At 71.0% G+C, this 25458-nt stretch carries 30 protein-coding genes and 1 tRNA gene; 16 read left to right on the forward strand and 15 right to left on the reverse strand.

Annotated features, from left to right (window positions below; all coding sequences use genetic code 11):
• Nucleotides 1-44: 44 nt before the first annotated feature.
• The 3 genes from MWM08_RS11785 to hisI all read right to left on the reverse strand — a co-directional run bounded on the left by MWM08_RS11785 (nt 45) and on the right by hisI (nt 2469).
• Complete coding sequence (locus tag MWM08_RS11785; protein WP_244459638.1) at nt 45-1013, reverse strand: formylglycine-generating enzyme family protein; 969 nt, start codon at nt 1011-1013, stop codon at nt 45-47.
• Nucleotides 1014-1078: 65 nt separating this feature from the next.
• Nucleotides 1079-2071: a CobW family GTP-binding protein gene (locus MWM08_RS11790; protein WP_244459639.1), complete on the reverse strand. Its 993-nt coding sequence runs from the start codon at nt 2069-2071 to the stop codon at nt 1079-1081.
• Complete coding sequence (gene hisI / locus MWM08_RS11795) at nt 2068-2469, reverse strand: phosphoribosyl-AMP cyclohydrolase (RefSeq protein ID WP_244459640.1); 402 nt, start codon at nt 2467-2469, stop codon at nt 2068-2070. Before hisI ends, MWM08_RS11790 begins: the two co-directional genes overlap by 4 nt.
• Before the next feature lie 46 nt (nt 2470-2515).
• Between hisI and MWM08_RS11800 the strand changes: the two genes are divergently transcribed.
• From MWM08_RS11800 to MWM08_RS11820, 5 genes are all read left to right on the forward strand, one after another.
• Nucleotides 2516-2983: a Fur family transcriptional regulator gene (locus MWM08_RS11800; protein ID WP_244459641.1), complete on the forward strand. Its 468-nt coding sequence runs from the start codon at nt 2516-2518 to the stop codon at nt 2981-2983.
• 301 nt (nt 2984-3284) lie between these two features.
• Nucleotides 3285-3701, forward strand: a complete 417-nt coding sequence (locus MWM08_RS11805) for a Rap1a/Tai family immunity protein (RefSeq protein ID WP_244459642.1) — start codon at nt 3285-3287, stop codon at nt 3699-3701.
• A gap of 16 nt (nt 3702-3717) precedes the next feature.
• On the forward strand, nt 3718-3948 hold the full coding sequence (locus tag MWM08_RS11810; RefSeq protein ID WP_244459643.1) for a glycine zipper family protein: 231 nt from the start codon (nt 3718-3720) through the stop codon (nt 3946-3948).
• Between the two features lie 221 nt (nt 3949-4169).
• Complete coding sequence (locus tag MWM08_RS11815) at nt 4170-4586, forward strand: Rap1a/Tai family immunity protein (RefSeq protein WP_244459644.1); 417 nt, start codon at nt 4170-4172, stop codon at nt 4584-4586.
• A gap of 14 nt (nt 4587-4600) precedes the next feature.
• Nucleotides 4601-4933 carry a glycine zipper domain-containing protein gene (locus tag MWM08_RS11820; RefSeq protein ID WP_244459645.1) on the forward strand — a complete coding sequence of 111 codons (333 nt, stop codon included), beginning with the start codon at nt 4601-4603 and terminating at the stop codon, nt 4931-4933.
• Between the two features lie 107 nt (nt 4934-5040).
• Here MWM08_RS11820 and MWM08_RS11825 read toward each other — a convergent pair whose 3' ends face one another.
• The 5 genes from MWM08_RS11825 to MWM08_RS11845 are packed head-to-tail and all read right to left on the reverse strand — an operon-like array spanning nt 5041 to nt 8944.
• Entirely contained in the window at nt 5041-5526 is a 486-nt protein-coding gene (locus MWM08_RS11825) for a GNAT family N-acetyltransferase (protein ID WP_244459646.1), read from the reverse strand.
• A 3-nt stretch (nt 5527-5529) separates the two neighbouring features.
• Complete coding sequence (gene metC, locus MWM08_RS11830; RefSeq protein ID WP_244459647.1) at nt 5530-6729, reverse strand: cystathionine beta-lyase; 1200 nt, start codon at nt 6727-6729, stop codon at nt 5530-5532.
• Between the two features lie 2 nt (nt 6730-6731).
• Nucleotides 6732-7574, reverse strand: a complete 843-nt coding sequence (locus MWM08_RS11835) for a sulfurtransferase (RefSeq protein ID WP_244459648.1) — start codon at nt 7572-7574, stop codon at nt 6732-6734.
• Nucleotides 7575-7579: 5 nt separating this feature from the next.
• Nucleotides 7580-8302 (reverse strand): alanyl-tRNA editing protein, encoded by a 723-nt coding sequence (locus MWM08_RS11840; protein ID WP_244459649.1) that lies wholly within the window; start codon nt 8300-8302, stop codon nt 7580-7582.
• Nucleotides 8303-8944 carry an NUDIX domain-containing protein gene (locus tag MWM08_RS11845; RefSeq protein ID WP_244459650.1) on the reverse strand — a complete coding sequence of 214 codons (642 nt, stop codon included), beginning with the start codon at nt 8942-8944 and terminating at the stop codon, nt 8303-8305.
• 37 nt (nt 8945-8981) lie between these two features.
• On the opposite strand from MWM08_RS11845, the gene MWM08_RS11850 reads away from it, so the two are divergent.
• Entirely contained in the window at nt 8982-9899 is a 918-nt protein-coding gene (locus MWM08_RS11850) for a DMT family transporter (RefSeq protein ID WP_244459651.1), read from the forward strand.
• Nucleotides 9900-9990: 91 nt separating this feature from the next.
• Nucleotides 9991-10329: a hypothetical protein gene (locus MWM08_RS11855; RefSeq protein WP_244459652.1), complete on the forward strand. Its 339-nt coding sequence runs from the start codon at nt 9991-9993 to the stop codon at nt 10327-10329.
• A 16-nt stretch (nt 10330-10345) separates the two neighbouring features.
• On the opposite strand, the gene MWM08_RS11860 is transcribed toward MWM08_RS11855, so the two are convergent.
• From MWM08_RS11860 to MWM08_RS11885, 6 genes are all read right to left on the reverse strand, one after another.
• A complete protein-coding gene (locus tag MWM08_RS11860) occupies nt 10346-10777 on the reverse strand; it encodes a GNAT family N-acetyltransferase (RefSeq protein ID WP_244459653.1) in 432 nt (143 codons plus the stop codon).
• Between the two features lie 2 nt (nt 10778-10779).
• The gene (locus MWM08_RS11865) at nt 10780-11241 is read right to left on the reverse strand and encodes a CopD family protein (protein ID WP_244459654.1); all 462 of its coding nucleotides are present in this window, start codon (nt 11239-11241) and stop codon (nt 10780-10782) included.
• 2 nt (nt 11242-11243) lie between these two features.
• Nucleotides 11244-11876 carry a ParA family partition ATPase gene (gene parA / locus MWM08_RS11870; RefSeq protein WP_244459655.1) on the reverse strand — a complete coding sequence of 211 codons (633 nt, stop codon included), beginning with the start codon at nt 11874-11876 and terminating at the stop codon, nt 11244-11246.
• A 58-nt stretch (nt 11877-11934) separates the two neighbouring features.
• Nucleotides 11935-12372 (reverse strand): hypothetical protein, encoded by a 438-nt coding sequence (locus MWM08_RS11875; protein ID WP_244459656.1) that lies wholly within the window; start codon nt 12370-12372, stop codon nt 11935-11937.
• Between the two features lie 112 nt (nt 12373-12484).
• A complete protein-coding gene (locus tag MWM08_RS11880) occupies nt 12485-12850 on the reverse strand; it encodes a hypothetical protein (RefSeq protein ID WP_244459657.1) in 366 nt (121 codons plus the stop codon).
• Nucleotides 12851-12861: 11 nt separating this feature from the next.
• A complete protein-coding gene (locus MWM08_RS11885; protein ID WP_244459658.1) occupies nt 12862-14163 on the reverse strand; it encodes a sulfite oxidase in 1302 nt (433 codons plus the stop codon).
• A gap of 37 nt (nt 14164-14200) precedes the next feature.
• On the opposite strand from MWM08_RS11885, the gene MWM08_RS11890 reads away from it, so the two are divergent.
• The 5 genes from MWM08_RS11890 to MWM08_RS11910 all read left to right on the forward strand — a co-directional run bounded on the left by MWM08_RS11890 (nt 14201) and on the right by MWM08_RS11910 (nt 20735).
• Nucleotides 14201-15661: an NAD(P)H-hydrate dehydratase gene (locus MWM08_RS11890; protein WP_255751400.1), complete on the forward strand. Its 1461-nt coding sequence runs from the start codon at nt 14201-14203 to the stop codon at nt 15659-15661.
• Nucleotides 15662-15989: 328 nt separating this feature from the next.
• Complete coding sequence (locus MWM08_RS11895) at nt 15990-16385, forward strand: hypothetical protein (protein ID WP_244459660.1); 396 nt, start codon at nt 15990-15992, stop codon at nt 16383-16385.
• Between the two features lie 150 nt (nt 16386-16535).
• The gene (locus MWM08_RS11900; RefSeq protein ID WP_244459661.1) at nt 16536-17975 is read left to right on the forward strand and encodes a malonyl-CoA decarboxylase; all 1440 of its coding nucleotides are present in this window, start codon (nt 16536-16538) and stop codon (nt 17973-17975) included.
• A 141-nt stretch (nt 17976-18116) separates the two neighbouring features.
• Nucleotides 18117-18266 (forward strand): hypothetical protein, encoded by a 150-nt coding sequence (locus MWM08_RS11905; RefSeq protein ID WP_244459662.1) that lies wholly within the window; start codon nt 18117-18119, stop codon nt 18264-18266.
• Nucleotides 18267-18347: 81 nt separating this feature from the next.
• Nucleotides 18348-20735, forward strand: a complete 2388-nt coding sequence (locus MWM08_RS11910) for a transketolase (RefSeq protein WP_480461567.1) — start codon at nt 18348-18350, stop codon at nt 20733-20735.
• A gap of 56 nt (nt 20736-20791) precedes the next feature.
• Here MWM08_RS11910 and MWM08_RS11915 read toward each other — a convergent pair whose 3' ends face one another.
• On the reverse strand, nt 20792-21607 hold the full coding sequence (locus tag MWM08_RS11915; protein ID WP_244459663.1) for a sulfotransferase domain-containing protein: 816 nt from the start codon (nt 21605-21607) through the stop codon (nt 20792-20794).
• A gap of 109 nt (nt 21608-21716) precedes the next feature.
• On the opposite strand from MWM08_RS11915, the gene MWM08_RS11920 reads away from it, so the two are divergent.
• The 4 genes from MWM08_RS11920 (at nt 21717) to MWM08_RS11940 (ending at nt 25415) form a co-directional block, all read left to right on the forward strand.
• A tRNA-Leu gene (locus tag MWM08_RS11920) sits at nt 21717-21801 on the forward strand.
• Between the two features lie 45 nt (nt 21802-21846).
• Complete coding sequence (gene tig / locus MWM08_RS26520) at nt 21847-23685, forward strand: trigger factor (RefSeq protein WP_423816033.1); 1839 nt, start codon at nt 21847-21849, stop codon at nt 23683-23685.
• Between the two features lie 217 nt (nt 23686-23902).
• Nucleotides 23903-24676 carry an ABC transporter ATP-binding protein gene (locus MWM08_RS11935; protein WP_244459664.1) on the forward strand — a complete coding sequence of 258 codons (774 nt, stop codon included), beginning with the start codon at nt 23903-23905 and terminating at the stop codon, nt 24674-24676.
• Nucleotides 24669-25415: an ABC transporter ATP-binding protein gene (locus MWM08_RS11940; RefSeq protein ID WP_244459665.1), complete on the forward strand. Its 747-nt coding sequence runs from the start codon at nt 24669-24671 to the stop codon at nt 25413-25415. The genes MWM08_RS11935 and MWM08_RS11940 overlap by 8 nt, the downstream gene beginning before the upstream one ends.
• Nucleotides 25416-25458: the final 43 nt, after the last annotated feature.

The following is a 25458-nucleotide window of genomic DNA, read 5'->3' on the forward strand; positions in this document are numbered from 1 at the left end:
GCGCGATGCATACGGGGCCGCGCCCCGGGCGGGAAGGGGGCCTGCTACCGGTCGCGCACCAGGCGGAAGCCGGCGAAGGAAAAGCGGTCGGTCGCCCCGCCGCGCACCCGGTTGCCGGCGCGCACATACCAGGGCAGGTGGCTCCAGGACCCGCCGCGCATCGCGCGCGTCGAGCAATCCCCGGTCAGCCGCGCCGTGCCGTTCGCCGGCTGGCCCTCCAGCGACGGGTTCAAGCAGTCCTGCGCCCATTGCCAGACATTGCCGAGCATGTCGTAGAGCCCGAAGGCGTTCGGCCGGAAACTGCCGCCCGGCGCGGTGTAGACGAAGTTGTCGGTGCAGCGGAAGGTGAAGGCCGGACGGCGGTCCAGGTTCAGCGCGCTGGCCAGGGTCAGGTCCGCGACATTGCCGAACTGGCAGGCGATGGTGTTGCTGTCGCCCCAGAAGCGCGCGCTGCTGGTGCCCGCGCGTGCGGCGAATTCCCATTCGGCCTCGCTGGGCAGGCGGTAGCGCCGGCCCGCCTTGCGCGACAGCCAGGCGGCGTAGTTGTTCGCGTCCTCCCAGGTGACGCACACCACCGGGTGATCGTCGGTCTGCGGGAAGCCCGGGTCGCGCCAGGACAGCCCGGGCTGCTCCAGGTATTCGTAGGAGGCGCCGTTGTTCACGAAGGTCCAGCAGCCGGTGCCGGGCTCGAAGCCGGTCTCGGCGACATAGGCGGCAAATTCCCCGCGCGAGATGGCGCGCGCCCCCATCGCGAGGCCCGGCGCGATCACCACGCGCATCTGCGGCGAGGACCGCCCGCGCACATCGGCCGGGACGCCCTCGCGCTCCTCCTCGATGGCCGGCACGCCCATGCTGAAGGTCCCGCCGGGCAGCATGACCATCTCGGGGCAATCCGGGCAGTCGCGGAACGGTGTGCGTGAGGCCGGCTGCGCCATCGCCGGCGCCGCCGCCAGCGTGACCACGAAGACACCCGCGAGAACAGACAATGCGCGGGTGACCTTTGCTGCGTGCATCCAAACCTCCCGAGAGTTCGCGCAGCCTATCGCAGCGCGGCTTCAAAATGGTAGCCACGCAATCGTCACCGAACCTCCATGATCGTTTTTTCATCGGTTGCGGCGATGAAGGCGGACAGGCCCTGTTCCACCACCTCCCGCGGCAGGTTGCGCAGCACGAAGACCAGCCGTGACTTGCGGTCGTGGCCCTGGGGCCAGGCTGCCAGCATGGCGGGTGGATGGAACACGTGCTGCACGCCATGCACGACCACGGGGCTGTCCTCACCCGCGATGTTCAGCAGCCCCTTGACCCGCAGCAGGCTCTCGCCGCGCGTCAGCGCCAGCATCCCGAGCCAAGCCGAAACGCCCTGCCAGGGCAGCGGCGCATCGAAGGTCAGCGTGAAGGACTCGATCGACCGGTCATGCCGGCCTGCCTGCGGCGCGGGCTGTGCCGCAACCGCCACTGCGCGGCCGCCGGCCGAGATGTTCGCGGCGTCCAGCAGTGCTGCGGCCGGCACGCTCGCGGCCTCGAACAGCGGTGCGCCGGGGTTCAATGCCCGCAGCCGCGCCGTCAGCGCTGCCGCGACGCCGGGTGCGGCGATGTCAGTCTTGGTCAGCACCAGCCAGTCGGCGACCGCGACCTGCGCCATCGCCTCGCTCTGCGCATCGAGCGTCGCGGCACCCGCCACCGCGTCCACCAGCGTCGCCACGCCATCAAGCGCGAAGCCGCGCAGCACGCGCCGGTCGGTCATCAGCGTCTGCAGGATCGGCGCGGGGTCGGCCAGGCCGGTGGTCTCGATCACCACGCGCCGCACCGGCGTGCCCGCCGCGATCCGTGCCGCGAGATCCTCGAGCGCGCGCACCAGGTCGCCGCGCACCATACAGCACAGGCAGCCGCCTTCGAGCAGCGCGACCTCCTCGGTCAGGCGCTCCACCAGCAGGTGGTCGATGCCGATCTCGCCGAATTCGTTCACCAGCACCGCGGCCCCGGCGAAGTCCGGCGTGCGCAGCAGCCGGTTCAGCAGCGTCGTCTTGCCCGCCCCCAAGAAGCCGGTCAGCACCGTGACCGGAACCCTCATGCGCCGTAGAGCGCTTTCGGATCCACCAGCGGCTGGCTGATCTCGACCAGCGCGTCGTCGCGCAGCGCCTGGAAGAAGCAGTTGCGCCGACCCGTGTGGCAGGCGACCCCGGTCTGGTCCACCAGCGCCAGCAGCGTATCGCCGTCGCAATCGATCCTGAGGTCGACCAGGCGCTGCACCTGGCCCGAGCTCTCGCCCTTGCGCCACAGCGCGCCCCGCGACCGCGACCAGTAGCAGACGCGCCCGGTGGCGAGTGTCTCGGCCACCGCCTCGGCGTTCATCCAGGCCATCATCAGCACCTCGCCGGTATCGTGCTGTTGTGCGATGCAGGGCACGAGGCCGGCGGCATCGAAGCGGAGCGCGGCAAGGAAGCGGGCGGTGGCGTCGGTCGTTGTCATCGCCAGATGATACAATATACCCGGGACCCGAGGCGAGGATCACACCATGCCGGATGCTGCGGCACGCGAACGCGCCCTGAAGGAAGCCGAGCAGGCCTGCCTGCGCCGCGGCGCGCAACTGACCCCGCTGCGCCGCCAGGTGCTCGACCTCGTGCTGCAGTCGGAGGCCCCGGTCGGCGCCTATGCTCTGCTCGACCGGCTCAAGGCGGACCGCCCGGGGGCGGCGCCGCCCACGGTATATCGCGCGCTGGATTTCCTGCTGGAGCACGGCCTGATCCACAAGGTCGAGCGGCTGAACGCGTTCATCGGCTGCGCCGACGCGGGGCACGGCCATGCGCACGATCACGGCCACCCGCATCAGTTCCTGATCTGCGGCACCTGCGGTGCGACCGCCGAGATCGCCGACCACGCCGTCTCGCACGCCATCGAATCGGCGGCGCGGCGGGCCGGCTTCGTGCTGGCGGTCGCGACGGTGGAAATCGAGGGCAAATGCGCGCGCTGCGCCGCCGCCTGAATTGGCCCTGCGTCCCAGCACCGTAGCGCCTGTCGCAGTGGCGTGCCGCGGTGGCGGTCCGCCCTTCCCCGCGGCGGGGCGGCGCGGTTTGCTCATGCGCCGCAGGGCCATTCCCGCGCGGCGGCGAAACACACTACTGTCGAGCCCGCGACGTCCGCTGCACCAGGCAGCGAACACGCAGGCCACCAGGGACTACCGCTCGTGGCGCGAGAACGAAGGCCGCAGCGCTTTCGCACTCGGGACACGGGACTCACGTCAGAGCCGCGCCATCGCGACGCGGCGCAGGAGGAAAAAGGCCGTCATGATCTTCCGATCCATCATCCCCGCCATTGCGCTGGCCGTGGCCTGCGCCGCCGCTCCGGCCATGGCACAGACCACGCCGGCGGCGGCGCCCGCCTTCACCACGGCGGACCTCGCACGCGCCTGCGGCCCGGCGGCGAATGATGCCAATGCGCCGGCCTCGCGCGCGGCCTGCTACGCCACGCTGGTCGCGATCGGCCAGACGCACGCGATCTACACCACGGGCCGCGACGCTGCGCGCCCGGTCTTCTGCCTGCCCGACCCGTCGCCGGCGATCGAGACGGTCTCGGCGGCCTTTGTTTCCTGGGTTGCGGCGAACCAGCAATTTGCCGGCGTGCGCGCGGCCGAGGGCGTCCTGCGCTTCGCCGCCGCCAGCTACCCCTGCGCCGCCCCCGCAGCCCCCGCGCGCCGCCGTTGAGCCGAAGGAGAACGCCATGACCACCATCAAGTCCCTTCGCCTCGTGGTGCTGCTCGCCGGCGGGATCGGCCTGACGGGCTGCGCCGGCATGTCGGACAGCCAGCGTGCCACCGCCACCGGTGCGGGCATCGGTGCGCTGGGCGGCGCCGCGATCGGCTCGCTGTCGGGCAATGCCGGCTGGGGCGCGCTGATCGGCGCCGGCGTCGGCGGCGTCAGCGGTTACGCGATCGACCGCGGCCGGCGCTGAGCCAACGGCGCCGGGGCGGCCACGCGCCGCGTACCAGGCAAGGCGGTGCCCGCCGCCTAGCCACCGCCGGCGCGGTTGCGGCCGCCCCGCCGCTGCGCGCAGCGCCCACGCCTGCCTTGCGACTGCGCGGCGACGCGCCGATGCTCTCCATGGCGCTGGCGAGTCGGGACCGGACGTCGACACGGGCGTGCGACACGCCCGCGCATGAGGAGAGCCGCCGCATGAAAATCCCCCACCTGCTGGCCCTGGCGCTGCTCGCCGCCGGGCCCGCCGCGGCGCAGGGGAGCGCCGCCGCCAACCGCGGGTCCCACACCGCCACGGTCGCGGAACTCGGCACGCTGTGTGCGGTGCCCGCGGGCGACCCATCCTTCGCCCATGCCAGCGGCCTCTGCCGCGGCTTCCTGGCCGGCTTCGCACAATACCACGCGGCAATGACCCAGCCCGGCACGCGCCACCGCCCGCTGTTCTGCGTGCCAGACCCGGCTCCGAGCGGCGAGCAGGCGGCCGCCGCCTTTGCCGCCTGGGCGCGCGCCAACCCGCAGGCGGGCGGCGAACTCGCGGTGGACGGCGTCGCGCGCTGGTTCATCGCCACCTACCCGTGCCCGGCCGCGCCCACGCGCCGGCCGGCATCCCGCTGAGAGGGAGAGCGCAGATGCGCAGGATCATCATTCTTCCCGTCGCCGCGCTGGCGCTCGGGCTCGGCGGTTGCGCCGGAGGCGACCAAATGACCGCGGGCGGGCGCGACGTGCTGCTGGGTGGCGCGGGCGGCGCGCTGGCTGGGGCGGCGATCGGGTCCTTCACCGCGAGTGCCGGCATGGGCGCGCTGATCGGTGCCGGCGTGGGCGTGGTCGGCGGCTACCTGTGGAACCAGCACGAGATCGCCGAGCGCCAGGCCGCCGAACGCCGCCAGGCGCAACTCAACGCCGCCTACCAGCGCGGGGTGCAGCAGGGCGAGCGGCAGCACCGCAGCACCACGTCGCAGTAGCGCGCAGCGCGGGGGCTCCGGGAGGCGCCTGGCTCGGTGCGTGTTTGGGAGTGCGTCCTTTGGCGCACTCGCGAAGCGCGGGCCGGTGCCGCGCGTGACAATCAGACTCAGCGCGGCGCGACGACGAAGACCTTGCGCAGATAATCCGCATCCGCGACCCGCGTGCGGAAGCCGAGGCTCTCGTAGAAGGCTTGCGCGCCGTTATTGTCCGCGGCGATCAGCGCCTCGATGCGCGTGAGGCTGGCCTGCTGCGCCGCGTCCAGGCTCGCCGCGAATAGCGCGCGCCCGATGCCGCGCCCATGCGCGCCGGGCGCGATATGCGTGCCGATGATCCCCCAGCCTTCCGGCGTGCCATACGCATTGTCCGCCGCGGCCGACAGCATGGACTGGAAGCCGAGCACCGCCCCGTCCGCCTCGCAGGCGACAGAACAGAGCAGCCCCGACGGATGGCGGACATAGGTGGCGAGCACGTGCTCCGGCCCGGTCTCGCGCGCCCGCCCGTTCCAGGCGACGATGTCGCGCAGCACGCGCGACATGCCGGGCGCGTCGGCCGCGGTGGCCGGCCGGATGATGACGCCGGGCGCGGCCACCATCCGTCAGCGCGGCAGCGTCGCCATGCCCTGCTCGAGGTCCGCGATCAGGTCCGCCACGTCCTCGAGCCCGATATGGATCCGCATGGTCTGGCCACCGAGATCCTCGCTGGTGGCGGTGCGCGTGATGAAGCCGGTGGTGGGCAGTGCCAGGCTCTCGTATCCGCCCCAGGACGCCCCGATGCCGAACAGCTTCAGGCTGTCGATCAGCCGGAACATGTCCGCTTCGGTATAGGCCGGCTGCAGCACGACGCCGAACAGCGAGCACGACCCGCGGAAGTCCCGTGTGAACAGCGCATGCTGCGGATGCGACGGCAGGCCCGGATGCAGCACGCGTTGCACTTCGGGCCGGTTCTCGAACCAGCGCGCCACGGTCAGCGCGCTCTGCTCCTGGTGCTTCAGGCGCACCGGCATGGTGCGCGCTCCGCGCAGCGCCAGCCAGCAATCATCGGGTGCGGCGAAATGCCCCATCTGCGACGCCGCGGTGCGCACCTTGAGGTAGTCTTCCTCGGTGTTCGTGGTGATCGACCCGAGCAGCACGTCGGAATGCCCGCCGACATACTTGGTCAGCGCCTGGATCGACACATCCACGCCGTGCTCGAACGGCATGAAATTGTGGATGCCCCACGTGTTGTCCATCATCACGGTGCAGCCGCGCGCATGGGCCGCGCGCGCAATCGCCGGGATGTCCTGCAGTTCGAAGGTGTGGCTGCCGGGGCTCTCGGTATAGACGACCTTGGTGTTCGGCTGGATCAGCGCGGCGACCTCGGCCTCGCCGATGGTGGGATCGTAGAAGGTTGTCGCGACGCCGTATTGCGCGAGCAGCCCGTTCGCGATGTTGCGCGCCGGGCCATAGACGCTGTCGGGCATCAGGCAATGATCGCCCGTCTTGAGATACGCCATCAGCGGCACCGTCACCGCGGCCAGCCCGGTGCCGACCAGCACACAGCGGGTGCCACCCTCGATCTCGCAGATCACGTCCTCAAGGGCGTAATGCGTCGGCCCGCCCGCGGTGCCATAGGTCATCACGCGGTTGAAGCGGTCCTTCGCGAAGTCCCGCCGCGCCTGGGCGGAGGGCATCAGCACCGTCGATCCGCGATGCACCGGCGGGTTCACGAAGCCATGCGCGCGCGTGCCGGCGCGCCCGGCATGGGACATGCGGGTGGCGAATCCCTGGGTCGCCTTGGGGGCGTGATCGTCGGGCATGGTCAGGCGCTCTTCTGCTTGATGGTTTCCGGGCGCGAGGCCCATTCGGTCCAGGATCCGTCATAGACGGCAGGTTCGGGGAGCCCAGCACGCACCATGCCGAAGGCCAGCACGCAGGCCGTGACACCCGACCCGCACGACGTCACCACAGGCTTGCCGCCGGTGGCGCCCGCCGCGGCGAAGATGGCGCGCAGCGTGGCGGGGTCCTTCGCGCGGCCATCGGGGCCGGCCATCTCGCTCACGGGCACGTTCGCCGCACCGGGCATGTGGCCGGAGGGCAGGCCCACGCGCGGTTCCGCTGCGCTGCCGTCGAAGCGGCCCTTGGCGCGGGCGTCGATGATCAGCGCGGACCCATCGGCCACGATGCGCTTCACGTCGCCGATTCCGGCGAGCATCGAGGCCCGGAAATCCGGCACGAAAGTCGTGGGCGCGGGGGTAGGGGCCTCGCCGCTCTCGACCGGTCGGCCGTCCTTCATCCAGGCCGGCAGCCCGCCATCCAGCACCGCCACCTGGTCGTGGCCGAACAACCGCATCATCCACCACCCACGCGGGGAACCGCGCAGCCCGTGCTGGTCGTAGAACACCACGCGCGTGGCGTTCGAAACGCCGAGCGCGCCGACCATCCGCGCGAATTTCGCCGGCGTGGGAACCATGTGCGGCAGCTCGGTCTCGTCATCGGCGATCTTGTCGATGTCGAACAGCCGCGCGCCGGGAATCCGCGCCGCGCGGAAGGCGTCGTGCTTGTTGCCGGGTTCGTTGGGCAGGAAGGTCGAGCAGTCGAACACCACCAGGTCCGGGTTGCCGAGCTCCGCTGCAAGCCATTCGGTCGAGACCAGCATCTCCATCCGCGTCACTCCCCCGCCAGCACCAGCGTCACGCGCCGGTTGGCCTTGCCCTTGTTCTCGATCTTGCTGACTTCGACGCGCCCGATCTCGCCGGTGCTGCGCACATGCGTGCCCCCGCAGGGCTGCAGGTCCACCGGCGCGGCCGTATCGCCGATCCGCACCAGGCGGATACGGCCCGACCCGCGCGGCGGCTGCACCGACAGCGTGCGCACCAGGGATGGGTTCGCGTCGAGTTCCGCCTCGGTGATCCAGGTCTCGCTCACCGCATGGTTGGCCGCAACCAGTGCATTCAGCGCCTCGGTCAACGCCTCCTTGGTCGGCGGCTCCGGCAGGTCGAAGTCGAGCCGCGCCTTCTCGACCGCGATCTGTCCGCCGGTCACGCCGGCACCCGGGATCAGGCTGCACAGCAGGTGCATCGTGGTATGCAGGCGCATGAAGCGGTGGCGGCGGTCCCAGTCCAGCACCGTGGTCACCTCGGTGCCTGGCGCGGGCAGCGCGACGCCGGGGGCGGGCAGGTGCAGCACGGTGTCCTCCGGCCCCTTCACTGCCTCGGTGATGGCGCATTCGCCGCCCACCCAACGCAGCACGCCGGCATCGCCCGGCTGCCCGCCCGCGCGGGCGTAGAAATTCGTGCGGTCCAACACCAAGCCCTCGGGCCCGGCCGCCACCACGCGCGCGGTGGCCTCCCGCGCGTAGGCATCCTCGCGATAGAGAAGTCCGGTCGCCATTCAGTCCGTCCAGTCCTTGAGCAGGGCCGCGCGCCGACGCGCGAAGCCCGACAGGCACAGCGCGCCGGTGGCGTTCGCCATGCGGTTGTCGTCCAGCATGGCGATGGCGTCGTCGGCGTCCAGCACCAGCAGGCGGATATCCTCGTGCTCGGCATGCAGGCCATGCGTGCCGGCATGGCCAGGCTCAGGCAGGCGCGTCCGTGCGAGGAAGATCGTGATGCCCTCGTCGCAGCCGCCCTGGCTCAGGATGTAGCGCCCCATCGGCAGCATGCGGTCGGCGACCAGGCCGGTCTCCTCGGCCAGTTCGCGGCGCGCGGCGTCCTGCGGGTCCTCGCCATCCTCCAGCAGACCGGCCGGGCATTCCAGCATCACCGGGGCGAAGCCGCCGGCCAGCGCGGGCAGCCGGAACTGTTCGATCAGCGCGACGCGGTCGTCCCAGGGGTCCCAGGGCAGCACCGCCACCGCCTGGCCGCGACGCCACAATTCCCAGGTCTGGATGCCGCCCGCCCCGCCATCGAACCGCGTGCGGCGGAAGCGCACGCGCTGCAGCGGGAAGCGCCCGTCCCAGACCACCTCGTCCGAGAGCACCTCAAGGCCCTGATGCGCGGGAATGGGCTTCGCCTTCGGCGGTCTGGCGTTCATGCGCCGCGGACCCTACCCTTGCCGCCTGGAACCGTCCATGCACCCCGATCCCCCGGCACCGCCCGACCCCGCGGCCCTCTCGCGCGCGCGGCGGCGCGGCATCGCTCTGGTGCTGATGGCCTCCGCCACCTTCGCGCTGGCCGCCGCCTTCGCCAAGGCGATCGGTGCCGCCGTGCCGGTCGCCGAGGTCATCCTGTTCCGCAACCTGTTCGCCATCCCGGCGCTGCTGCCGGTGGTGCTGGCGGCCGGCGGCTGGGCCGCGCTGCGCACGCGCAACCCCATGAGCCACGCCGCGCGCACCCTGTTCGGCATGATGGGAATGATCGGCGCCTTCTACGGCTATGTGCACCTGCCGATCGCGACCGTCACGGCGCTCGGCTTCACCATGCCGCTGTTCCTCACGGTGCTGTCGGTGCCCCTGCTCGGCGAACGCGTTGGCTGGCGCCGCGGTGCCGCGGTGCTGGTCGGCTTCCTCGGCGTCCTGATGATGGTGCGTCCGGGCGGGGAGGGCATGCGCGGGGAGGGGCTGGCGGTCACGCTCTGCCTGCTCGGGTCGGTCGGCTGGGCGTTGGCGATGATCACGATCCGCCGCATGGGCGAGGCGGGTGAGAGCGCGGTCGCGATCGTCTTCTGGTTCGCCGTCGGTTCCGCCGTGCTGGCCGGCATCGCGGCCCTCCCGGTCTGGGTGTGGCCGACGCCGCTGCAGTGGCTGCTGCTGCTGGGCATCGGCCTGGTCTCCGCGCTGGCACAGGTGCTGATGACCAGCGCCTATCGCAGCGGGGAGACCACGCTGCTCGCCCCCTTCGAGTATTCCGGCATTGTCTGGACCACCGCGCTGGGCGGCTTCATCTGGGCCGAACTGCCCGATGCCTGGGACTTCGCGGGCATCGCGGTGCTGGTGGGCGCCGGGCTGTACATCTGGCACCGGGAGGTGGTGCTTGGCGTCAAGCGCTGACCCTGCGGCGCGGCGCGCAGCGCACCAAGGTCGTTGACGCGCCGGCCCGGCCTGGTCTCCGTTGTAGGCATCAGGCACGGAGCGCGCGACGATGGACCCCCAGGAATCCCGCATCCCCTTTCCGCTCGACATGCTGGGCGACCTGGACACGACGCTTCGCTATGTCGAAGACAAGCACCTGGCCGGCATCGACGCGCCGGAGACGCACGAACACCTCCACCCGCTGGCGACCGCGATCCGCGCCATCAAGGCGGCGATCCAGGCCTATCGCGCCAAGGCAGCGCAGGAGGCGCTGTCGATCGACGATTTGCCCATCGACCGCGACCACCTCGCCACCGTGATGGATTTCGCGCGCATCGGCGACGATGGCGAACCGGACCAGATCCGCGCCGCAGGGAACGTCTCGGAATGGCTGGACCGGGACATCTGATCCCGGCCGGCGCCTGCTACAGCGCCTTCCGGAACCAGACCCGCGCATGCCCCGCCGGCATGCCTTCCAGCCGCCCGAACTCGGCATAGCCGTTCCGCTGCCAGAAGCCCGGCGCCTGGAAACTGAAGGTGTCGGTATAGGCGTTGGTGCAGCCGCGCTCGCGCGCGATGGCTTCGGCGCGCGCGAGCAGTTCCGCGCCTACGCCCTTGCCACGCATCTCGGGGCTCAGCCATAGCCAGTCGACGAACAGCCAGCCCCAGAAGGTCAGCCCCAGCAGACCGCCCAGCGTCTTGCCGTCGGGGTCGTGCACCAGAAGCGTCACGGGCTCGCGGTCGTAATCCCCGCCCATGGACTGGTTGAAGGCGTGCAGCCCGCGCTGGATGGCGCCGACTGCCTCGAATTCCGGCGCGGCATCCTCGACGATCTCGAAGCCGCGCGTCTCAGCCATGCTCATCCGCCAAACCGTCCCCATGCCGCGACCGCCACCGTGAGCAGCCCCAGCGCCAGATTGACACTCACGCCTTTCCGGATCCTGTCCAGCGCCGTCGCAGCGCCAGGCCGGTCGCCCGCCGCGAGTGCCGCGCGCATCGCCCGCCCCGGCCCCAGCGCGACCAACCCGAAGATGGCGGCCATGACCAGCCCGGTCAGGTGCATCAGGTGGACATGCCAGATGCTGGCGCCGAAGCCCCAGTACCAGCCCAGCCACATCGCCCAGCCGGTCAGCACCACGATCGGCACGACATGCCACAGGATGCGGAAGAAGCGGCGGAACACGCCATCCATCAAGGCCAGGCGCTGGGGCGGTTCCAGCGCCTCATGCGCGGCCGGGCGCAGCACCAGCAGCGCGAAGGCCATGCCACCCACCCACACCACCGCGCCCAGCACATGCAGCACGAACAGCAGCGTGGCCATGCTCAGCGCCCCTGCAACGCGCGCAGCGCGGCGGCCAACGCGCGGGTTTCGTTCGCTGCGATTCCTTTCGGCGCCGCCTCCACCGCGCCGAGCCCGGCCATGAAGGCCTGCGCGAAGGCGGTGCGGTTGCCCAGCACGGCATCCGCCAGCGGCAGCCCGCGCTCGGCGATCTGCGCGCGCACCTGGTCGAGCAAGCGCCCCGAGGCCGGCGCGCGGTTCAGCACGAGCGCGACCTTCCGCCCTTCCTTTTTCGCGAGGTCGAGCGTCGCATCCATCGACCACAGGTCCGCCGCCGAGGGCTGCAGCGGCACCAGCACCAGGTCGGCCGCACGGACGGCCGTGCGCGCATCGCTGTCGTCATGCGGCGCGGTATCCAGCAGCACGACGTCGCTCTCGCGCCGCAGCCGGTCAAGGATGGAGGGCAGGCGCCAGCCGGTCGGCGCCTCGAAATGCAGCGGGCGCGCCTTCGCAGCGCGCCCGCGGACCTCATCCCAGCGCGCCAGGGTGCGCTGCGGATCGATGTCCAGCAGGGCGACGCGCGCGCCCTCCTCGGCATAGGCGGCGGCGAGGTTGGCGGCGATGGTGGACTTGCCCGCCCCGCCCTTGCGCTGCGCGACGGCGATGACGAAGGCCATGCGCGACTCCGTGTGTGGCGGTGCAGCATAGCAGAACCATGCGCCGCGCCCCCGCGCGTCAGCCTGGCGGCTCGTACGACATGAAGGTCAGGTAGTTCGCGCTGTAGCACCAGCCCAGAATGACGAAGATCGCCGGGTCATCGAGATCCGCCTTGAGCGCCTCCGGGATCGGGTCGTTCGGCCCATCGGGCATCGGCATGGCGCGGACGTCGATGGTGAGCCCGTCTGCTTCCTCCGCCAGCGCCTCGAGGTCGTCCGCGGTGAAGTCCGGGTCGTCGATCTGTATCATGCCCTGCGGATCGCCATGCACGCCGCTGTAGACTCGGATATGGGTCACGTCGCGGAAGCGGGTCGCGGCGTCCACCATGTCCTCGATCCCGCCATCGGCGTCGAGGGAGACGCGCCGCGTGGCGCCGGCGATGGTCGCGCCGATCATGGTCCAGCTGGTCGACACGCTGGCGGGCAGGGATCTGCTGGCGGTCCTGGTTTCGCTCATGCTGCGCACTCCGCCGGCCGGCCCGATGCCGCCCGATTTGCCGCAACGGTAGCGCAACGGTAGTAGGCTTGCGACCATCGGTTGCGGCGGGGCCTCCGGCCACACGGGATTGTCAGTTCAGGAACGGATTCCCCCCGCGCGGCCCGCGCGCCCGCGGCCCATAGTGCTGCGCTAGGTAGTCCACGATGGTGGCGCGGAACTCGCCCTCGATTGGGTTCATGCCGTGCTTCTCGGCCATCCAGTCCATCAGCTCGTCCCAGCGGTCGCGCGTGAAGGCGGACCGGCGGATCAGCGCCGTGTTGTGGCACACGGTGCAGTAGGCGAAGGTCTCGGACCGGCCCTCGCCCTCGGCCAGCACGGTCTCGTCCTCGGCGCGCGCGGCGATCCCGGCGGCCGCCTCCGCCTGGCGGCGCGCCAGGTCGGCATCCTGCGCGAGGGCGAGGCTGGCGGTGAGCAGCGCGCCCACCGCAAGCAGCATCCATGCCCGCATTAGCCGACCAGGACCGCGACGCGGCTGATCGGGTTGGCGCCGTAGCCCTGCGGGTTCCAGTTGGCCGCGACATGCGGCTGCATCCGCCCGTTGCTGTCGGTGGCGCGGTACCAGATCTCGAAATACCCGTCAGACGGGAAGGCGACGCGCCCGCTCCAGCGCTGCCAAGAATGCCGGTTTGGCGGCGCGGCGACCGCCATGGCCTGCCAGGACTGGCCGAAATCGACTGAGACATCCACCGCGCGCACGGACAGGTCCCCGGCCCAGGCCTGGCCCCGGATATCGAGGCTGCGGGTCCCCGCCGGCAGGCGCGTCCCATGCGCGTGGCTGGTCAGCACCGAACGCACCGGCATGCTCTCCATGTCCACGAAGTCGGCGCCGTTGTTGCGGCTGCCGGGGACGATCGGACGCACCGGTATGCGGTACGAGGTGCCGCCCATGCCGCGCCCGGTATGCGGTGCCGCGCGTAGTTCGATGCGCGTGAACCACTTCTGGCTGAGCGATCCCGGCCAGCCCGGCACGATCAGGCGCGCCGGCGCGCCGTGCATCTGCGGGATGGCCGCGCCGTTCATGCGGATGGCGATGAGGGTGTCCTCGTCCATCGCCTTGTCGAGGCGCATGCCGCGGCTGATCGCCGGGCCCTGCGCCGAGAGATGCGTGTCCGCGCCGTGCTGGCCGGTGAATTTGGCGCTCTCCTTCAGGCCGGCGGCGCGCAGCACGTCGCGCAGCCGCACCCCGGTCCATTCGGCGTTGGAGATCGCGCCATTGCCCCATTGATTGCCCGCTGCCTGCGGCGCGAAGCCCGACCGGCCATTGCCGCCGCATTCCATCTGCAGCCGCAGCGTCACCAGCGGAAAACGGGCTTCAAGCTCGCCCAGCGTGAGCTCGAGCGGCGTGTTCACCTCGCCATCGACAGTAACCTTCCAGGCGCGCGGATCGGCCGCCGGGGTGGGCACCGATCCGTTGTTGCGGATGAAGAACTTGTCGGCCGGGGTGATGTCGTCATCAAGCAGGTGCTCGGGCGTCTCGGCATTCAGCGGGCGCTCGCCCTGCAGGATCAGCCGCGCCTTGCCCTCCATTTCGAGGAATTGCGGCGCCCCGGACTGGGCCAGGGCGGCCGGCACGACGCCCCGCGGCAGGTGCCGGGCGAAGGGGATGGCGCTGCCCACCGCCAGGCCCATCGCCGCGAGCGCCGCACCCTTCAGCGTGTCCCGCCGCCCCCAGACCAGCGCATCGGCACGTTCGGGGTCATCGCGGTAGAGTTCCGCGGCGCTGCGTTCGATCCTGGTATTGCCCGGCATGGTCGTGGTGCCTCCCTTTGTTGATCGTGATTTACGCATGAAGCATGTCGCAGCCCGACCCGGCCGGGCAAGTCCGACCGAGTTACTGACACCCGCGGAGATGGACCGCGCCGATGCCCTGGCCGCCGCCGGCGGCGTGGCGGTGGAACGGCTGATGGACGCGGCCGGGCGCGCCGTCGCCCGCGCCGTGATGCGCCGGTTCCGCCCGGTGCGCACGCTGGTGCTGGCCGGGCCGGGCAACAATGGCGGGGATGGCTACGTCGCCGCGCGGCTGCTGGACCAGGCCGGATGGCCGGTGGCGGTCGCGGCCCTGGCGCTGCCACGCACGGGCAGTGCCGCCGCGGCGGCGGCGGCGCGCTGGCGCGGCCCTGTGCTGCCCTTCGGGCCCGACGCGGCGGGGCGCGCCGACCTGGTCGTCGACGCGGTGTTCGGCGCCGGCCTGGCGCGCCCGGTCGAAGGATTGGTGGCGGCGACGCTCGCCGCTGCGGGCGGGCCGGTGGTCGCGGTGGACATGCCCTCGGGCGTCGATGGCGCGACCGGCCAGGTCCGCGGCTACGCGCCGCAGGCGGCGCTCAGCGTCACCTTCTTCCGCCGCAAGCCGGGCCACCTGCTGCTGCCCGGCCGGCTCCTATGCGGCGAGGTCGTGCTGGCGGACATCGGCCTGCCCAGCGGCGTGCTGGCGCAGGTCGCGCCCGGCTGCGTCCATAACCTGCCGGGGTTGTGGCGGCTGCCGGCGATCGCGCCGGGCGCGCACAAGCATACCCGCGGCCAGGTCACCGTGGTGGCCGGGGCAGGCATGACCGGTGCGGCGCGGCTGGCGGCAGCGGGGGCGCGGCGCGGCGGTGCAGGGTTGCTGACGCTGGTCGCGCCGGATGCTGCCACGGCGCATGTGCTGCGCGCCGGCGCGCCCGGCGCCATCGTGACCGAAGCCACACCCGAGGCGCTGCTGGCCGATCCGCGCCACGCGACCTGGGTGATCGGACCCGGCCTGCCACCGGACCCGGCGACGCTCGGGCTGCTGCGACGCGTGGTCGCGGCCGGGCGGGCGGTGGTGGCGGATGCGGGTGCGCTGGGGGCGGCGGCCGCGGACCCCTCGGCGGTGGCGGGTTGTGCGGTGCTGACGCCGCACGAGGGGGAATTCGCGCGGCTGTTCGGCCCGGCCGGCGAGGACCGCCTGGCGGCGGTGCGGCGCGCGGCGGCGCTGACCGGTGCGGTCGTGTTGCTCAAGGGGCCGGATACGGTGGTGGCGGCACCCGATGGGCGTGCCGCGATCAACGACCATGCACCGCCCTGGCTGGCCACGGGCGGGACGGGGGATGTGCTGGCGGGGCTGGTTGCAGCACTTCTGGCGCAGGGGCTGGCGAGATTCGAGGCCGCCTGCGCAGCGGCGTGGTTGCATGGCGAGGCGGGTTTCGCCTGCGGCGCTGGGCTGCTGGCGGAGGACCTCGCGCCCCGACTGCCGGCGGCGATGGCGGCGGCCGTAGCGCGGGGCGGCTGAAAAAGAAGACGCGGCGCGTATCCGAAATCGCGGCGCGCGAGCGCACGGCAGCGGTAAGTTATTAAAATCAATGAATTGGGGAGACTGGCTGACTTGATGACGCAGATGCGCTGCACTCCAGGGCGTGCGTCAGGTTTTCAACTTTCCGTGTTGCGTGCAGGATGTCAGGGCTCAAACTACCTATGCGCGAACCAGATGTAGGCGGTCGACTTCTTTCCGGTCGCAACATCCTGTGTTATTCCAATTTTAACACAATCCTCGATGAATGTGTTGAAGCCCGCGAAGCTCCCACGTTAGGTTAACGCCAGGGAAAACCCCGGGGGATCCAATGAGCAGCACTCTCGTCAGCGCCCTTCACAGCGAAGAGCGCTCCATCATCGAGGAACTTCGCGCCTCCAAGCCCTTCCAAAGGCTGGAAGGCATCCACAAGTTGCTGTCGCTGTACGACGCGAAACCGTCGGTCGCAGTCAGCCTCGGCGCTGCATCGGCGGATGCCGACCGCGGCACCGCTCCTGTCATCCAGCTGGCGCCGCCGTTGCCCGCCAGCATGCCGATCGCGATGCCCGGCCCGGTCGGCAGCGAGGCACCCGCCGCCGAGATGCCGCGCAACGGCACCACCGGCGCGCCCATGGGCGCCGTCGCGACCAGCGCGGTCGCCCAGGAAGAACCGGCCGGCGTCGTCTCGTCGGTCCGCGCCGCCCTGCTCGGGATCGGCAAGGCCTGATCCGCGCCCGCCGCGCGGCGGGTGTCGTCAACCTTCTCGCAAGGCCGCGCTCCGCAAGGTGCGCGGCCTTGTCGCATCGGGATCATTCAACCCTGGCGCTTCACGGATTGTGTCGATAGATTTCAGGCCCCAACGGGAGCGGGATAGGGGATGTCGGACGTTGCCGCCCAGGCCGGGCTGCTCGACAGGGCGCTGAAGCGCGTCTCCAACCTCTGGCGCGACATGGCCGCAGCGGTTGGCGTGGGGGAGCCCGATCCTGACCTCACCGCTCGCCTGGCAGCATGCCTCGAAGCCCGCGGCGGTGAGGTCTCCGCCCGCAACCGCGCGGCGGGCCTGGCCGAGGCCTACCGCACGCTGGACGCCGATGGCCGCACCGAATTCCTGCGCGCCCTCGCGGCCTTCGATTCCGACCCCGATGCTGTCGCCCGCGCCATGGAGAAGGTCGCCGCCGCCGCCGATGCGGCGGAACGCGCGGTCGCCACCGCGCGCCTGCGCCGCGCCCTCGAACCGCCGCGCATCCGGCTGCTGACCGCCTTCGCCGCCATCCCGGACGGGGTGAAGTTCCTGGTGGACCTGCGCGCCGACCTGCTCGCGCGCCTCGATGGCGACAAGCTGCTTGCGGCACTCGAGACCGACCTCAAGGGCCTGCTCGCCGCCTGGTTCGACGTGGGCTTCCTCGATCTGCGCCGGATCGACTGGCATTCGCCCGCCATCATCCTGGAAAAGCTCGTGCAGTACGAGGCGGTGCACCGCATCCGGTCGTGGCGGGACCTGCGCAACAGGCTGGAATCCGACCGCCGCTGCTACGCCTTCTTCCACCCCCGAATGCCCGAGGAACCGCTGATCTTCGTCGAGGTCGCGCTGGTGCAGGGCATGTCCGACAGCGTGCAGCGCCTGCTGGATGACAAGGCGCCGGTGCTCGACCCGAAGCTCGCCGACACGGCGGTGTTCTATTCCATCAACAACTGCCAGCGCGGGCTCGATGGCATCTCCTTCGGCAATTTCCTCATCAAGCGGGTGGTGGGATTGCTGTCCGACGAATTCCGCAACCTCAAATCCTTCTGCACGCTCTCGCCGATCCCGGGCTTCCGGCGCTGGTTGGATGGCGCGATCGCCAACGGCGCCGTGACGCTCACGGATGAGGAACGCCGCGCGCTGCTGGCCGCATCGCCCGCCCTGCTGGCCTTGCCCGCCCCCGAGGGCGCCGAGGCCCCGCCACCCGGCGACGACGCGCTGGCCGCGCTCCAGCGGCTGATCGCGCGGCGCGGCTGGTCGCGGGAGGAGGCGGTGGCGAAGCTCCTGGAACCGCTTCTGGTGCGCCTGTGCGCCCGCTACCTGGTGCGTGAGGACGCGCCGCGCCGCGCCGGACGCGCGCGCGACCCGGTCGCGCATTTCCACCTGTCGAACGGTGCCCGGATCGACCGGCTGAACTGGCGTCCCGATACGTCGGACAACGGCATGCGTCAGGCCCTCGGCCTGATGGTCAACTACGTCTACGACCCCGACCGGATCGAGGAAAACCACGAGGGCTACGTGGGCGAGGGCAAGCGCGCCGTCTCCACCGCATTGAAGCGCCTCGCGAAGGGCTGAAGCCCCCCGCCGCGGGCCGGATCGCACCGCACGCGATGCGGCAACGCCGGGCGCCACGGCGCCCCGCCGGGACGTGACCCGCATTACGGCAGCCGGGTCGCCCCGCACGCCAAGCATGGCGGGTCGAGAGGAAACAACGCCATGGTGGCACTCGTGCAATTCGCCTTCATCCTGACCCTAGCAGCCGCGCCGGCGCTGCTTGCCGCGGCCTGCGTTCGCCGCGTGGTGCCGCTACGCGCACGGCGCGGCGGGGACCCGGTGGCCTTCCAGCGGCACCGTCGCGCCGGCTGAACGCTGGCGCCCCTCGCGGCCTTCTCCCGGCCCGGCGGAACGCCCATACTCGGGTCCGTACGCGGTGCGGGAGGACCACGAATGACGGTGCAGGGCAGGGGCCGGCGGGTCGATACGCCGGATTCCGCGCGGCGCGTCGAGATCCTGCACGCGCTCGAGCGCAAGCTGCTCTGGCTGAGCGCCTGGATGATCCACCACGCCAACCACATCCGCCCGAACCGCGACGGGCTGAAGGTGGGCGGGCACCAGGCGTCCTGCGCGTCCTCGGTGTCGATCCTCTCGGCGCTGTATTTCGGCATCCTGAAGCCGGCGGACCGGGTGGCGGTGAAGCCGCATGCCGGGCCGGTCTTCCATGCCATCAACTACCTGCTGGGGCGGCAGGGTCGCGAACGTCTGTCCACGTTGCGCGCCTTCGGCGGCATCCAGCCCTATCCGTCGCGCGTGAAGGACGGGGCCGAGGTGGATTTCTCGACCGGGTCGGTCGGCCTGGGTGTTGCGCTCGCCTCCTTCGGCTCGCTGGTGCAGGACTATGTCCATCTGCACAATCTCGCGCCGGAGGGTCTGCCCGCCGGCCGCCACGTCGCCATCGTGGGCGATGCCGAACTCGACGAGGGCAACATCTACGAAGCCCTGCTGGAAGGCTGGAAGCACGACATCCGCAATGTCTGGTGGGTGGTGGACTACAACCGGCAGTCGCTCGATTCCGTGGTGCCCGACCGGCTGTTCGGCCGTATCGAGGGCCTGTTCCGCGACATGGGCTGGAACGTTGTCACCATCAAATACGGCCGCAAGCTGGAAGCCGCCTTCGCGCGGCCCGACGGCGACGCGCTGCGCCGCTGGATCGATGACTGCCCCAACAGCCTCTATGCCGCGCTCACCTTCCAGGGCGGGGCCGCCTGGCGCGCCGCGCTGCTGGCCGAACTCGGCCGCATCCCTGGCATCCGCGCCATCATCGACCCGCTGACCGACGATGAGCTGGCGGCGCTGATGACCAACCTCGGCGGGCACGACATCGAAACGCTCGGTGATGCCTTTCGCGCCCAGGATGCCGAAGGCGACCAGCCCACCTGCTTCATCGCCTACACCGTGAAGGGCATGGGCCTGCCCTTCGCCGGCCACAAGGACAACCATTCGGGGCTGATGACCAAGGAGCAGATGGCCGTCTTCCGCGACGCCATGCGCATCCGTCCCGACCATGAATGGGACCTGTTCGAGGGCCTCGACATCCCCGAGGCGGAGTTGCGCGACTTCCTCGCGCAGGTGCCCTTCGCGCAGCCCCTCACGCCGGGCGGGCGCCGGCTCGCCTCGCCTGCCATCCACGTGCCGGCGGCCTTCACCGCGCCCAAGGTGGGCGAGGGCCGCCGCCAATCCACCCAGGCCGCCTTCGGCGACATCCTGGCCGAGATCGGCCGCGGGCACGGCGAGTATGCCGAACTGGCGAAGCGCATCGTCACCACCAGCCCGGATGTGACGGTCAGCACCAATCTCGGTCCCTGGGTGAACCGCCGCGGCATCTTCGACCGGCACAAGAAGAACGACGTCTTCCGCGATGCGAAGCTCGCCTCCGCGCAGCGCTGGGGCATGTCGCCCGAAGGCCAGCATGTCGAACTCGGCATCGCCGAGCAGAACCTGTTCCTGATGCTGGCCGGGTTGGGCATGGCGGACCGCCTGTACGGCGCGCGGCTGCTGCCGATCGGCACGGTCTACGACCCCTTCGTGAACCGCGGCCTCGATGCGCTGATCTATGCCTGCTACCAGGATGCACGCTTCCTGCTGGTGTCCACGCCCTCCGGCCTGACGCTCGCACCCGAGGGCGGGCAGCACCAGTCGGTCAACACGCCGCTGATCGGCATGGCGGCGGACCGCCTCGCGTCATTCGAACCGGCCCATGCGGATGAACTCGCCATCCTGCTGCGCCACGCCTTCGACCACATGCAGAAGCCCGATGGCTCCGCCGTGTGGCTGCGCCTGTCCACGCGCGGGCTGGAACAGCCGGCCCGCGCGCTAGACCCGGCGGCGGTGATCGCCGGCGGCCATTGGGTGGTGCCGCCGGCTCCGGGGGCGCGCATCGCCGTCGCCTACCAGGGCGCGCTCGCGCCCGAGGCGATCGCCGCCTTCGAGGAGCTGCGCAGCGAGGAACCGACCGCCGGCCTGCTCGCCATCACCAGCCCCGACCGCATGCATGCGGACTGGCTCGCGGCACGGCGCGCGGCGCGCCGCGGCGAAGGCGCGCAGTCGCATGTCGAACGCCTGCTGTCGCCGCTCTCGCGCGACGCCGCGCTGGTCACGGTGCTGGACGGCCACCCCGCCGCCCATGCCTGGATGGGCGCGGTGCGTGGCCAGCGGGTGGTGCCGCTCGGCGTGGACCGCTTCGGGCAGGCCGGGGACATCCCGGACCTCTACCGCGAGTACGGCCTCGACACCGACGCGATCCTCGATGCCTGCGCCGAGGCGCTGCTGGGCCACTGACCGTCTGTTCGCGGATGCGCCTTCTGGCGCATCCGCGCCCCTCGGCGCCCGCGACGTCAGCGATACCCGAAGGCCGTCATTGATTCCGCCAGGACAGCCTCGACCTGCGCGCGTGTTGCCGCGCTCATCTCGGACAGGTGGTTGCCCGGGTGCACCTGGCGAATGTGGCGCGCGGGATCCGCGGCCGCGGGCAACACGTCGAAGCGTGCCGCGGCCTCGGCGCGCACTGCCTCGTGCAGGTCCCAGCCGAACCAGGCGCAGAGTCCCTCCACCCAGGCCCGCTTGGCAAAGACCACGTCTTCGTAGCGGAACACCGCCGTGGTCTCGCGGAAGGCGAAGCCCTGCGCCAGGTAGCCCTCGAAGCGCCTGGCGAAGCGCTGCGCGGCGCCGGGGGCGAATTGCGCTAGGGTCTGCCGCTGCGCCGCCTCGCGCGCGCGGTGCATCGGGTGGTCGGGCCCGGCATCCTCGGGCACCAGGTGGCTCGCGCGGAAGGAATGGAACTGGCTCACGATCATGTCGCGCGGGTCGCGCACCAACAGCACCGCGCGGCACGACGCCAGCGGCGGCAGCGGGTGCCGTGGCATTGCCCGGAACCCGCCGTAGCAATAGCCGCGCGGGTGGAACAGCCGCGCCGCCTGCGGCCAGTCGATCGGCGCTGGTATGCCGCTGGCGAACAACGCGTCCTCGATCGAGAAGAACGCGAGGCCCGCCGCCGGCGCCAGCACGCGCAGCAGGTCGTTCAGCAGGGTCGAACCGGCCTTGGCCAGGGAGAAGGCAAAGACCGACGGGGCGGCCGAGAAGGGTGGCGGCAAGGCGGGCAGGGGGCCGCCGCGCGCCGGGGGGTGCCAGGGTGGGATGGCGGACGGGGGCATCGGGCGAAACTGGACTGGCCGCCCGGCCACCGTCCAGCCCGCCCATGCGGCGCCTTGGAAACCCCGCCGGCTTGCGCTACACCCCGCCTCCTGCCGCCTTCGGCGCCTTGCGGGCGTGGTGGAACTGGCAGACACGCCGGATTTAGGTTCCGGTGGCGCAAGCCGTGGGGGTTCGAATCCCTTCGCCCGCACCAAAGGCGCTGCCGGTTTTCTCTAGCTTTTTGGATGGACGTCCCTCGATGCAGGTCACCGAGCTCGCGAATGACGGGCTGAAGCGCGCCTATTCCGTCACCGTCACCGCGGCGGATATCGCCTCCACGCGCGACAAGCGCCTGGCCGAGATCGCCAAGACCGTCTCCATGCCTGGCTTCCGCCCCGGCAAGGTGCCGATGTCGGTGGTCAAGCAGCGCTACGGCGCCGCCGTGCTCGGCGAGGTGCTGGAACAGCAGGTGTCCGACGCATCGCGCCAGGTGGTCAGCGACCGCGGCCTGAAGCCGGCGCTGCAGCCCAAGATCGACATCGTGAACTTCGCCGACGGCTCGGACCTCGAATTCCGCATGGACCTCGAGGTGCTGCCCGAGGTGCCGATGCCCGAATTCGCCGGCATCGAACTGGAACGCCTCAGGACCGAACCGACCGACGAGGCGATCGACAAGGCGCTGGCCTCCATCGCCGAGCGCAACGGCACACTCGCGGACGCCGAGCCGCGCGCCGCCGGCGCCGGCGACATCCTGGTCTGCGACTTCACCGGCCGCCTGCCGGTCAACCTGCTGAAGAACGGCGTGGGCCTGGGCGCACGCCCGGGCAGCCCGGGCGAGCCGCCGACCGACTGGTCGGTCGATGTCTCTGCCGGCCTGTCGCATGAAGTGGCCGCGATCGGTTCCGAACGCGGCCTGCCGTATTTCGACGCCAAGGTCAGCGGCACCGCCACCGAGAGCGGTTTCATCCGCATTTTCGCCACCCGTCCGAATGGCCTGGCGGCCAAGCCGGCCGCGACCTACACGCTGTCGGTGCAGGCCCATGTCGCCGCCGGCGCGCTGCCGCAGGGCGCGATGGCGCAGTTCGGTTTCAACGAGCGTTCGGCCGACGCCTTCCTGCGCGGTACCCGCGCCACCTGCAGCCTGAACCCGCATGGCGACCGCGCCACCTTCGAACTGGTCGACGATGCGGCGCTGGCCTTCGCGCGGCCGGTCATCGAGATTTCGGTGCCCGCCGGCGCGACCGTGGACCTCACGCTGCGCGTGGGCCCGATGCGCGTCGTGCCCGGCGCCGAGGAACCGGAGGCCCCGGCCTTCGCCGGCGGTGCCGCCACTGACATGCCCATCGAAGTCGCCGGCCAGGGCTTCATCCCCGGCTTCACGGAGCAGATGGTCGGCATGGCTCCGGGCGACAGCCGCGACATCGACGTGACCTTCCCGGCCGACTACGGGTCGGCCGAACTGGCCGGCAAGCATGCCCGCTTCACCATCGCCGCCAAGGCGCTGAAGGCGCGCCGCGCCGTCGCCATCGACGACGACCTCGCCAAGGCCGTCGGCATGGCCGACCTGGCGGCGCTGAAGGATGCGATCCGCGGGTCGTTGCAGCGCGAATACGACGCGCTGTCGCGCATGAAGGTGAAGCGCGCGCTGCTGGATGTCCTGGCCGACCGCGCGTCCTTCCCCGTGCCCGATGGCATGGTGGAGCAGGAATTCACGCAGATCTGGCAGCGCGTGGAGGCCGATCTCAAGGCCGGACGGCTCGACGCCGACGACCAGGGCAAGGACGAGGAGACACTGAAGGCCGAATACCGCACCATCGCGGAACGTCGGATCCGCCTCGGCCTGATGCTCTCGGAGATCGGGCGCGCGAACAACGTCCAGGTCGCGCAGGACGAACTGGCCCGCGCCGTGCGCCAGGAGGCCTCGCGTTATCCGGGCCAGGAGCAGCAGGTGCTGGAGTTCTTCCGCAAAAATCCGCAGGCGGCCGAGAACCTCCGCGCGCCGATCTTCGAGGAGAAGGTGGTCGATTTCATGATCGAACTCGCCAAGGTCACCGACCGCCAGGTGACGCCCGACGAGCTCTCCGCCGCCGTCGCCTGACGCCACGCGCGGTTACACGACAGGGGGCGGCCGGGCGACCGGCTGCCCCTTTTTCGTGCAGGCGAAGACGCCGGGACGCCATGCAGCGCCTGCGTCACGGAAATTCATGCGCAGGCCGCGGGCCTGCCTTGCGCGGCGCACCGCGCCTCGCCTACACCCTTGTCATCGAAACGCGATCGGCCGCCCAGGCCGGCGAGGCAAGGGGAGCAGTGACGGCGTGTCCGACGCGATTCTGGAAACCAGCGGCCTGACGAAGGAGTTCCGCGGCTTCGTGGCCGTGAACGACGTGAACCTGTCAGTGAAGCGCGGCACGATCCACGGGCTGATCGGCCCGAACGGCGCGGGCAAGACCACCTGCTTCAACCTGCTCACCAAGTTCCTGCCGCCGACGCGCGGCACCATCCGCTACGACGGGCGCGACATCACGGGCATGAAGCCCGCGCAGGTGGCGCGGCTGGGGCTGGTGCGGTCCTTCCAGATCTCGGCAGTGTTTCCGCACCTGTCGGTGCTCGAGAATGTGCGCGTCGCACTCCAGCGCCAGCGCGGCGGGTCCTTCGATTTCTGGCGATCGGACAGCATCCTGCGGTCCTACGATTCGAGGGCGCGCGAACTGCTGGATGATGTCGGACTGTCAACCTACGCCAACCTGACGGCGGGCGAGCTGCCCTATGGCCGCAAGCGCGCGCTCGAGATCGCGACCACGCTCGCCCTCGACCCCGTGATGCTGCTGCTCGATGAACCGACTGCCGGAATGGCGCATGATGACGTCGACCGCATCGTAGCGCTGGTGAAGCGCGTGGCGGTCGGGCGCACGGTTCTGCTGGTCGAACACAACCTCAAGGTCGTCTCGGGCCTGTGCGACACCATCACGGTGCTGGCGCGCGGGTCCGTGCTGGCCGAGGGCGACTACGCGACGGTCGCGCGCAACCCCGAAGTGATCGCCGCCTATCTCGGCAGCGAAGCGCCCGCGATGGAGGCCGCCCATGGCTGACGCAATCGACACCGCGCCGGCCCGCAGCCAGGCCACTGGCACGCCGCTGATGGCGGTGAAGGGTCTCGAGGCCTGGTACGGCGAAAGCCACGTGCTGCATGGCGTGACCCTCGACATCCACGAGGGCGAGGTGGTCACGCTGCTCGGGCGCAACGGCGCGGGCAAGACCACGACGCTGCGTTCGATCATGGGCCTGGTGCCGCGGCGCGCCGGCTCCATCCGCCATGCCGGGCAGGAACTGATCAACGCGCGGTCGGACGTGATCGCCCGTGCGGGCATCGCCTATTGTCCGGAGGAGCGCGGCATCTTCGCCTCCCTGGACGTGACCGAGAACCTGATGCTGCCCCCGGTGGTACGGCCCGGCGGGATGGCAGTCAGTGAGATCTACGAACTGTTCCCGAACCTTAAGGAACGCGCGCGCAGCCAGGGCACCAAGCTGTCCGGGGGCGAGCAGCAGATGCTCGCGATTGGGCGCATCCTGCGCACGGGTGCGAAGCTGCTGCTGCTGGATGAACCCAGCGAGGGTCTCGCACCGGTCATCGTGCAGCAGATCGGGCGCACCATCCGCGAGTTGAAGCGCCGCGGCTTCACCGTGCTGCTCGTCGAACAGAATTTCCGCTTCGCCCAGACCGTCGCCGACCGGCACTACGTGATGGAGCACGGCCGCGTGGTCGACATGGTCCGCAACGAGGACCTCAACGCCTCGATGGACCGGCTGCACGAATACCTCGGCGTCTGAGGGGCCAACGGCCCGCACGCCGCGCATGATTTGCACAAGGAGA

The sequence above is a fragment of the Roseomonas fluvialis genome, from assembly GCF_022846615.1.
GTDB lineage: Bacteria > Pseudomonadota > Alphaproteobacteria > Acetobacterales > Acetobacteraceae > Neoroseomonas > Neoroseomonas fluvialis.

Coding starts and splice junctions, on each gene's coding strand:
- MWM08_RS11785 (WP_244459638.1), bottom strand. CDS start 1,013: ATGCACGCAGCAAAGGTCACCCGCGCATTGTCTGTTCTCGCGGGTGTC.
- MWM08_RS11790 (WP_244459639.1), bottom strand. CDS start 2,071: ATGAGGGTTCCGGTCACGGTGCTGACCGGCTTCTTGGGGGCGGGCAAG.
- hisI (WP_244459640.1), bottom strand. CDS start 2,469: ATGACAACGACCGACGCCACCGCCCGCTTCCTTGCCGCGCTCCGCTTC.
- MWM08_RS11800 (WP_244459641.1), top strand. CDS start 2,516: ATGCCGGATGCTGCGGCACGCGAACGCGCCCTGAAGGAAGCCGAGCAG.
- MWM08_RS11805 (WP_244459642.1), top strand. CDS start 3,285: ATGATCTTCCGATCCATCATCCCCGCCATTGCGCTGGCCGTGGCCTGC.
- MWM08_RS11810 (WP_244459643.1), top strand. CDS start 3,718: ATGACCACCATCAAGTCCCTTCGCCTCGTGGTGCTGCTCGCCGGCGGG.
- MWM08_RS11815 (WP_244459644.1), top strand. CDS start 4,170: ATGAAAATCCCCCACCTGCTGGCCCTGGCGCTGCTCGCCGCCGGGCCC.
- MWM08_RS11820 (WP_244459645.1), top strand. CDS start 4,601: ATGCGCAGGATCATCATTCTTCCCGTCGCCGCGCTGGCGCTCGGGCTC.
- MWM08_RS11825 (WP_244459646.1), bottom strand. CDS start 5,526: ATGGTGGCCGCGCCCGGCGTCATCATCCGGCCGGCCACCGCGGCCGAC.
- metC (WP_244459647.1), bottom strand. CDS start 6,729: ATGCCCGACGATCACGCCCCCAAGGCGACCCAGGGATTCGCCACCCGC.
- MWM08_RS11835 (WP_244459648.1), bottom strand. CDS start 7,574: ATGGAGATGCTGGTCTCGACCGAATGGCTTGCAGCGGAGCTCGGCAAC.
- MWM08_RS11840 (WP_244459649.1), bottom strand. CDS start 8,302: ATGGCGACCGGACTTCTCTATCGCGAGGATGCCTACGCGCGGGAGGCC.
- MWM08_RS11845 (WP_244459650.1), bottom strand. CDS start 8,944: ATGAACGCCAGACCGCCGAAGGCGAAGCCCATTCCCGCGCATCAGGGC.
- MWM08_RS11850 (WP_244459651.1), top strand. CDS start 8,982: ATGCACCCCGATCCCCCGGCACCGCCCGACCCCGCGGCCCTCTCGCGC.
- MWM08_RS11855 (WP_244459652.1), top strand. CDS start 9,991: ATGGACCCCCAGGAATCCCGCATCCCCTTTCCGCTCGACATGCTGGGC.
- MWM08_RS11860 (WP_244459653.1), bottom strand. CDS start 10,777: ATGGCTGAGACGCGCGGCTTCGAGATCGTCGAGGATGCCGCGCCGGAA.
- MWM08_RS11865 (WP_244459654.1), bottom strand. CDS start 11,241: ATGGCCACGCTGCTGTTCGTGCTGCATGTGCTGGGCGCGGTGGTGTGG.
- parA (WP_244459655.1), bottom strand. CDS start 11,876: ATGGCCTTCGTCATCGCCGTCGCGCAGCGCAAGGGCGGGGCGGGCAAG.
- MWM08_RS11875 (WP_244459656.1), bottom strand. CDS start 12,372: ATGAGCGAAACCAGGACCGCCAGCAGATCCCTGCCCGCCAGCGTGTCG.
- MWM08_RS11880 (WP_244459657.1), bottom strand. CDS start 12,850: ATGCTGCTTGCGGTGGGCGCGCTGCTCACCGCCAGCCTCGCCCTCGCG.
- MWM08_RS11885 (WP_244459658.1), bottom strand. CDS start 14,163: ATGCCGGGCAATACCAGGATCGAACGCAGCGCCGCGGAACTCTACCGC.
- MWM08_RS11890 (WP_255751400.1), top strand. CDS start 14,201: ATGAAGCATGTCGCAGCCCGACCCGGCCGGGCAAGTCCGACCGAGTTA.
- MWM08_RS11895 (WP_244459660.1), top strand. CDS start 15,990: ATGAGCAGCACTCTCGTCAGCGCCCTTCACAGCGAAGAGCGCTCCATC.
- MWM08_RS11900 (WP_244459661.1), top strand. CDS start 16,536: ATGTCGGACGTTGCCGCCCAGGCCGGGCTGCTCGACAGGGCGCTGAAG.
- MWM08_RS11905 (WP_244459662.1), top strand. CDS start 18,117: ATGGTGGCACTCGTGCAATTCGCCTTCATCCTGACCCTAGCAGCCGCG.
- MWM08_RS11910 (WP_480461567.1), top strand. CDS start 18,348: ATGACGGTGCAGGGCAGGGGCCGGCGGGTCGATACGCCGGATTCCGCG.
- MWM08_RS11915 (WP_244459663.1), bottom strand. CDS start 21,607: ATGCCCCCGTCCGCCATCCCACCCTGGCACCCCCCGGCGCGCGGCGGC.
- tig (WP_423816033.1), top strand. CDS start 21,847: ATGCAGGTCACCGAGCTCGCGAATGACGGGCTGAAGCGCGCCTATTCC.
- MWM08_RS11940 (WP_244459665.1), top strand. CDS start 24,669: ATGGCTGACGCAATCGACACCGCGCCGGCCCGCAGCCAGGCCACTGGC.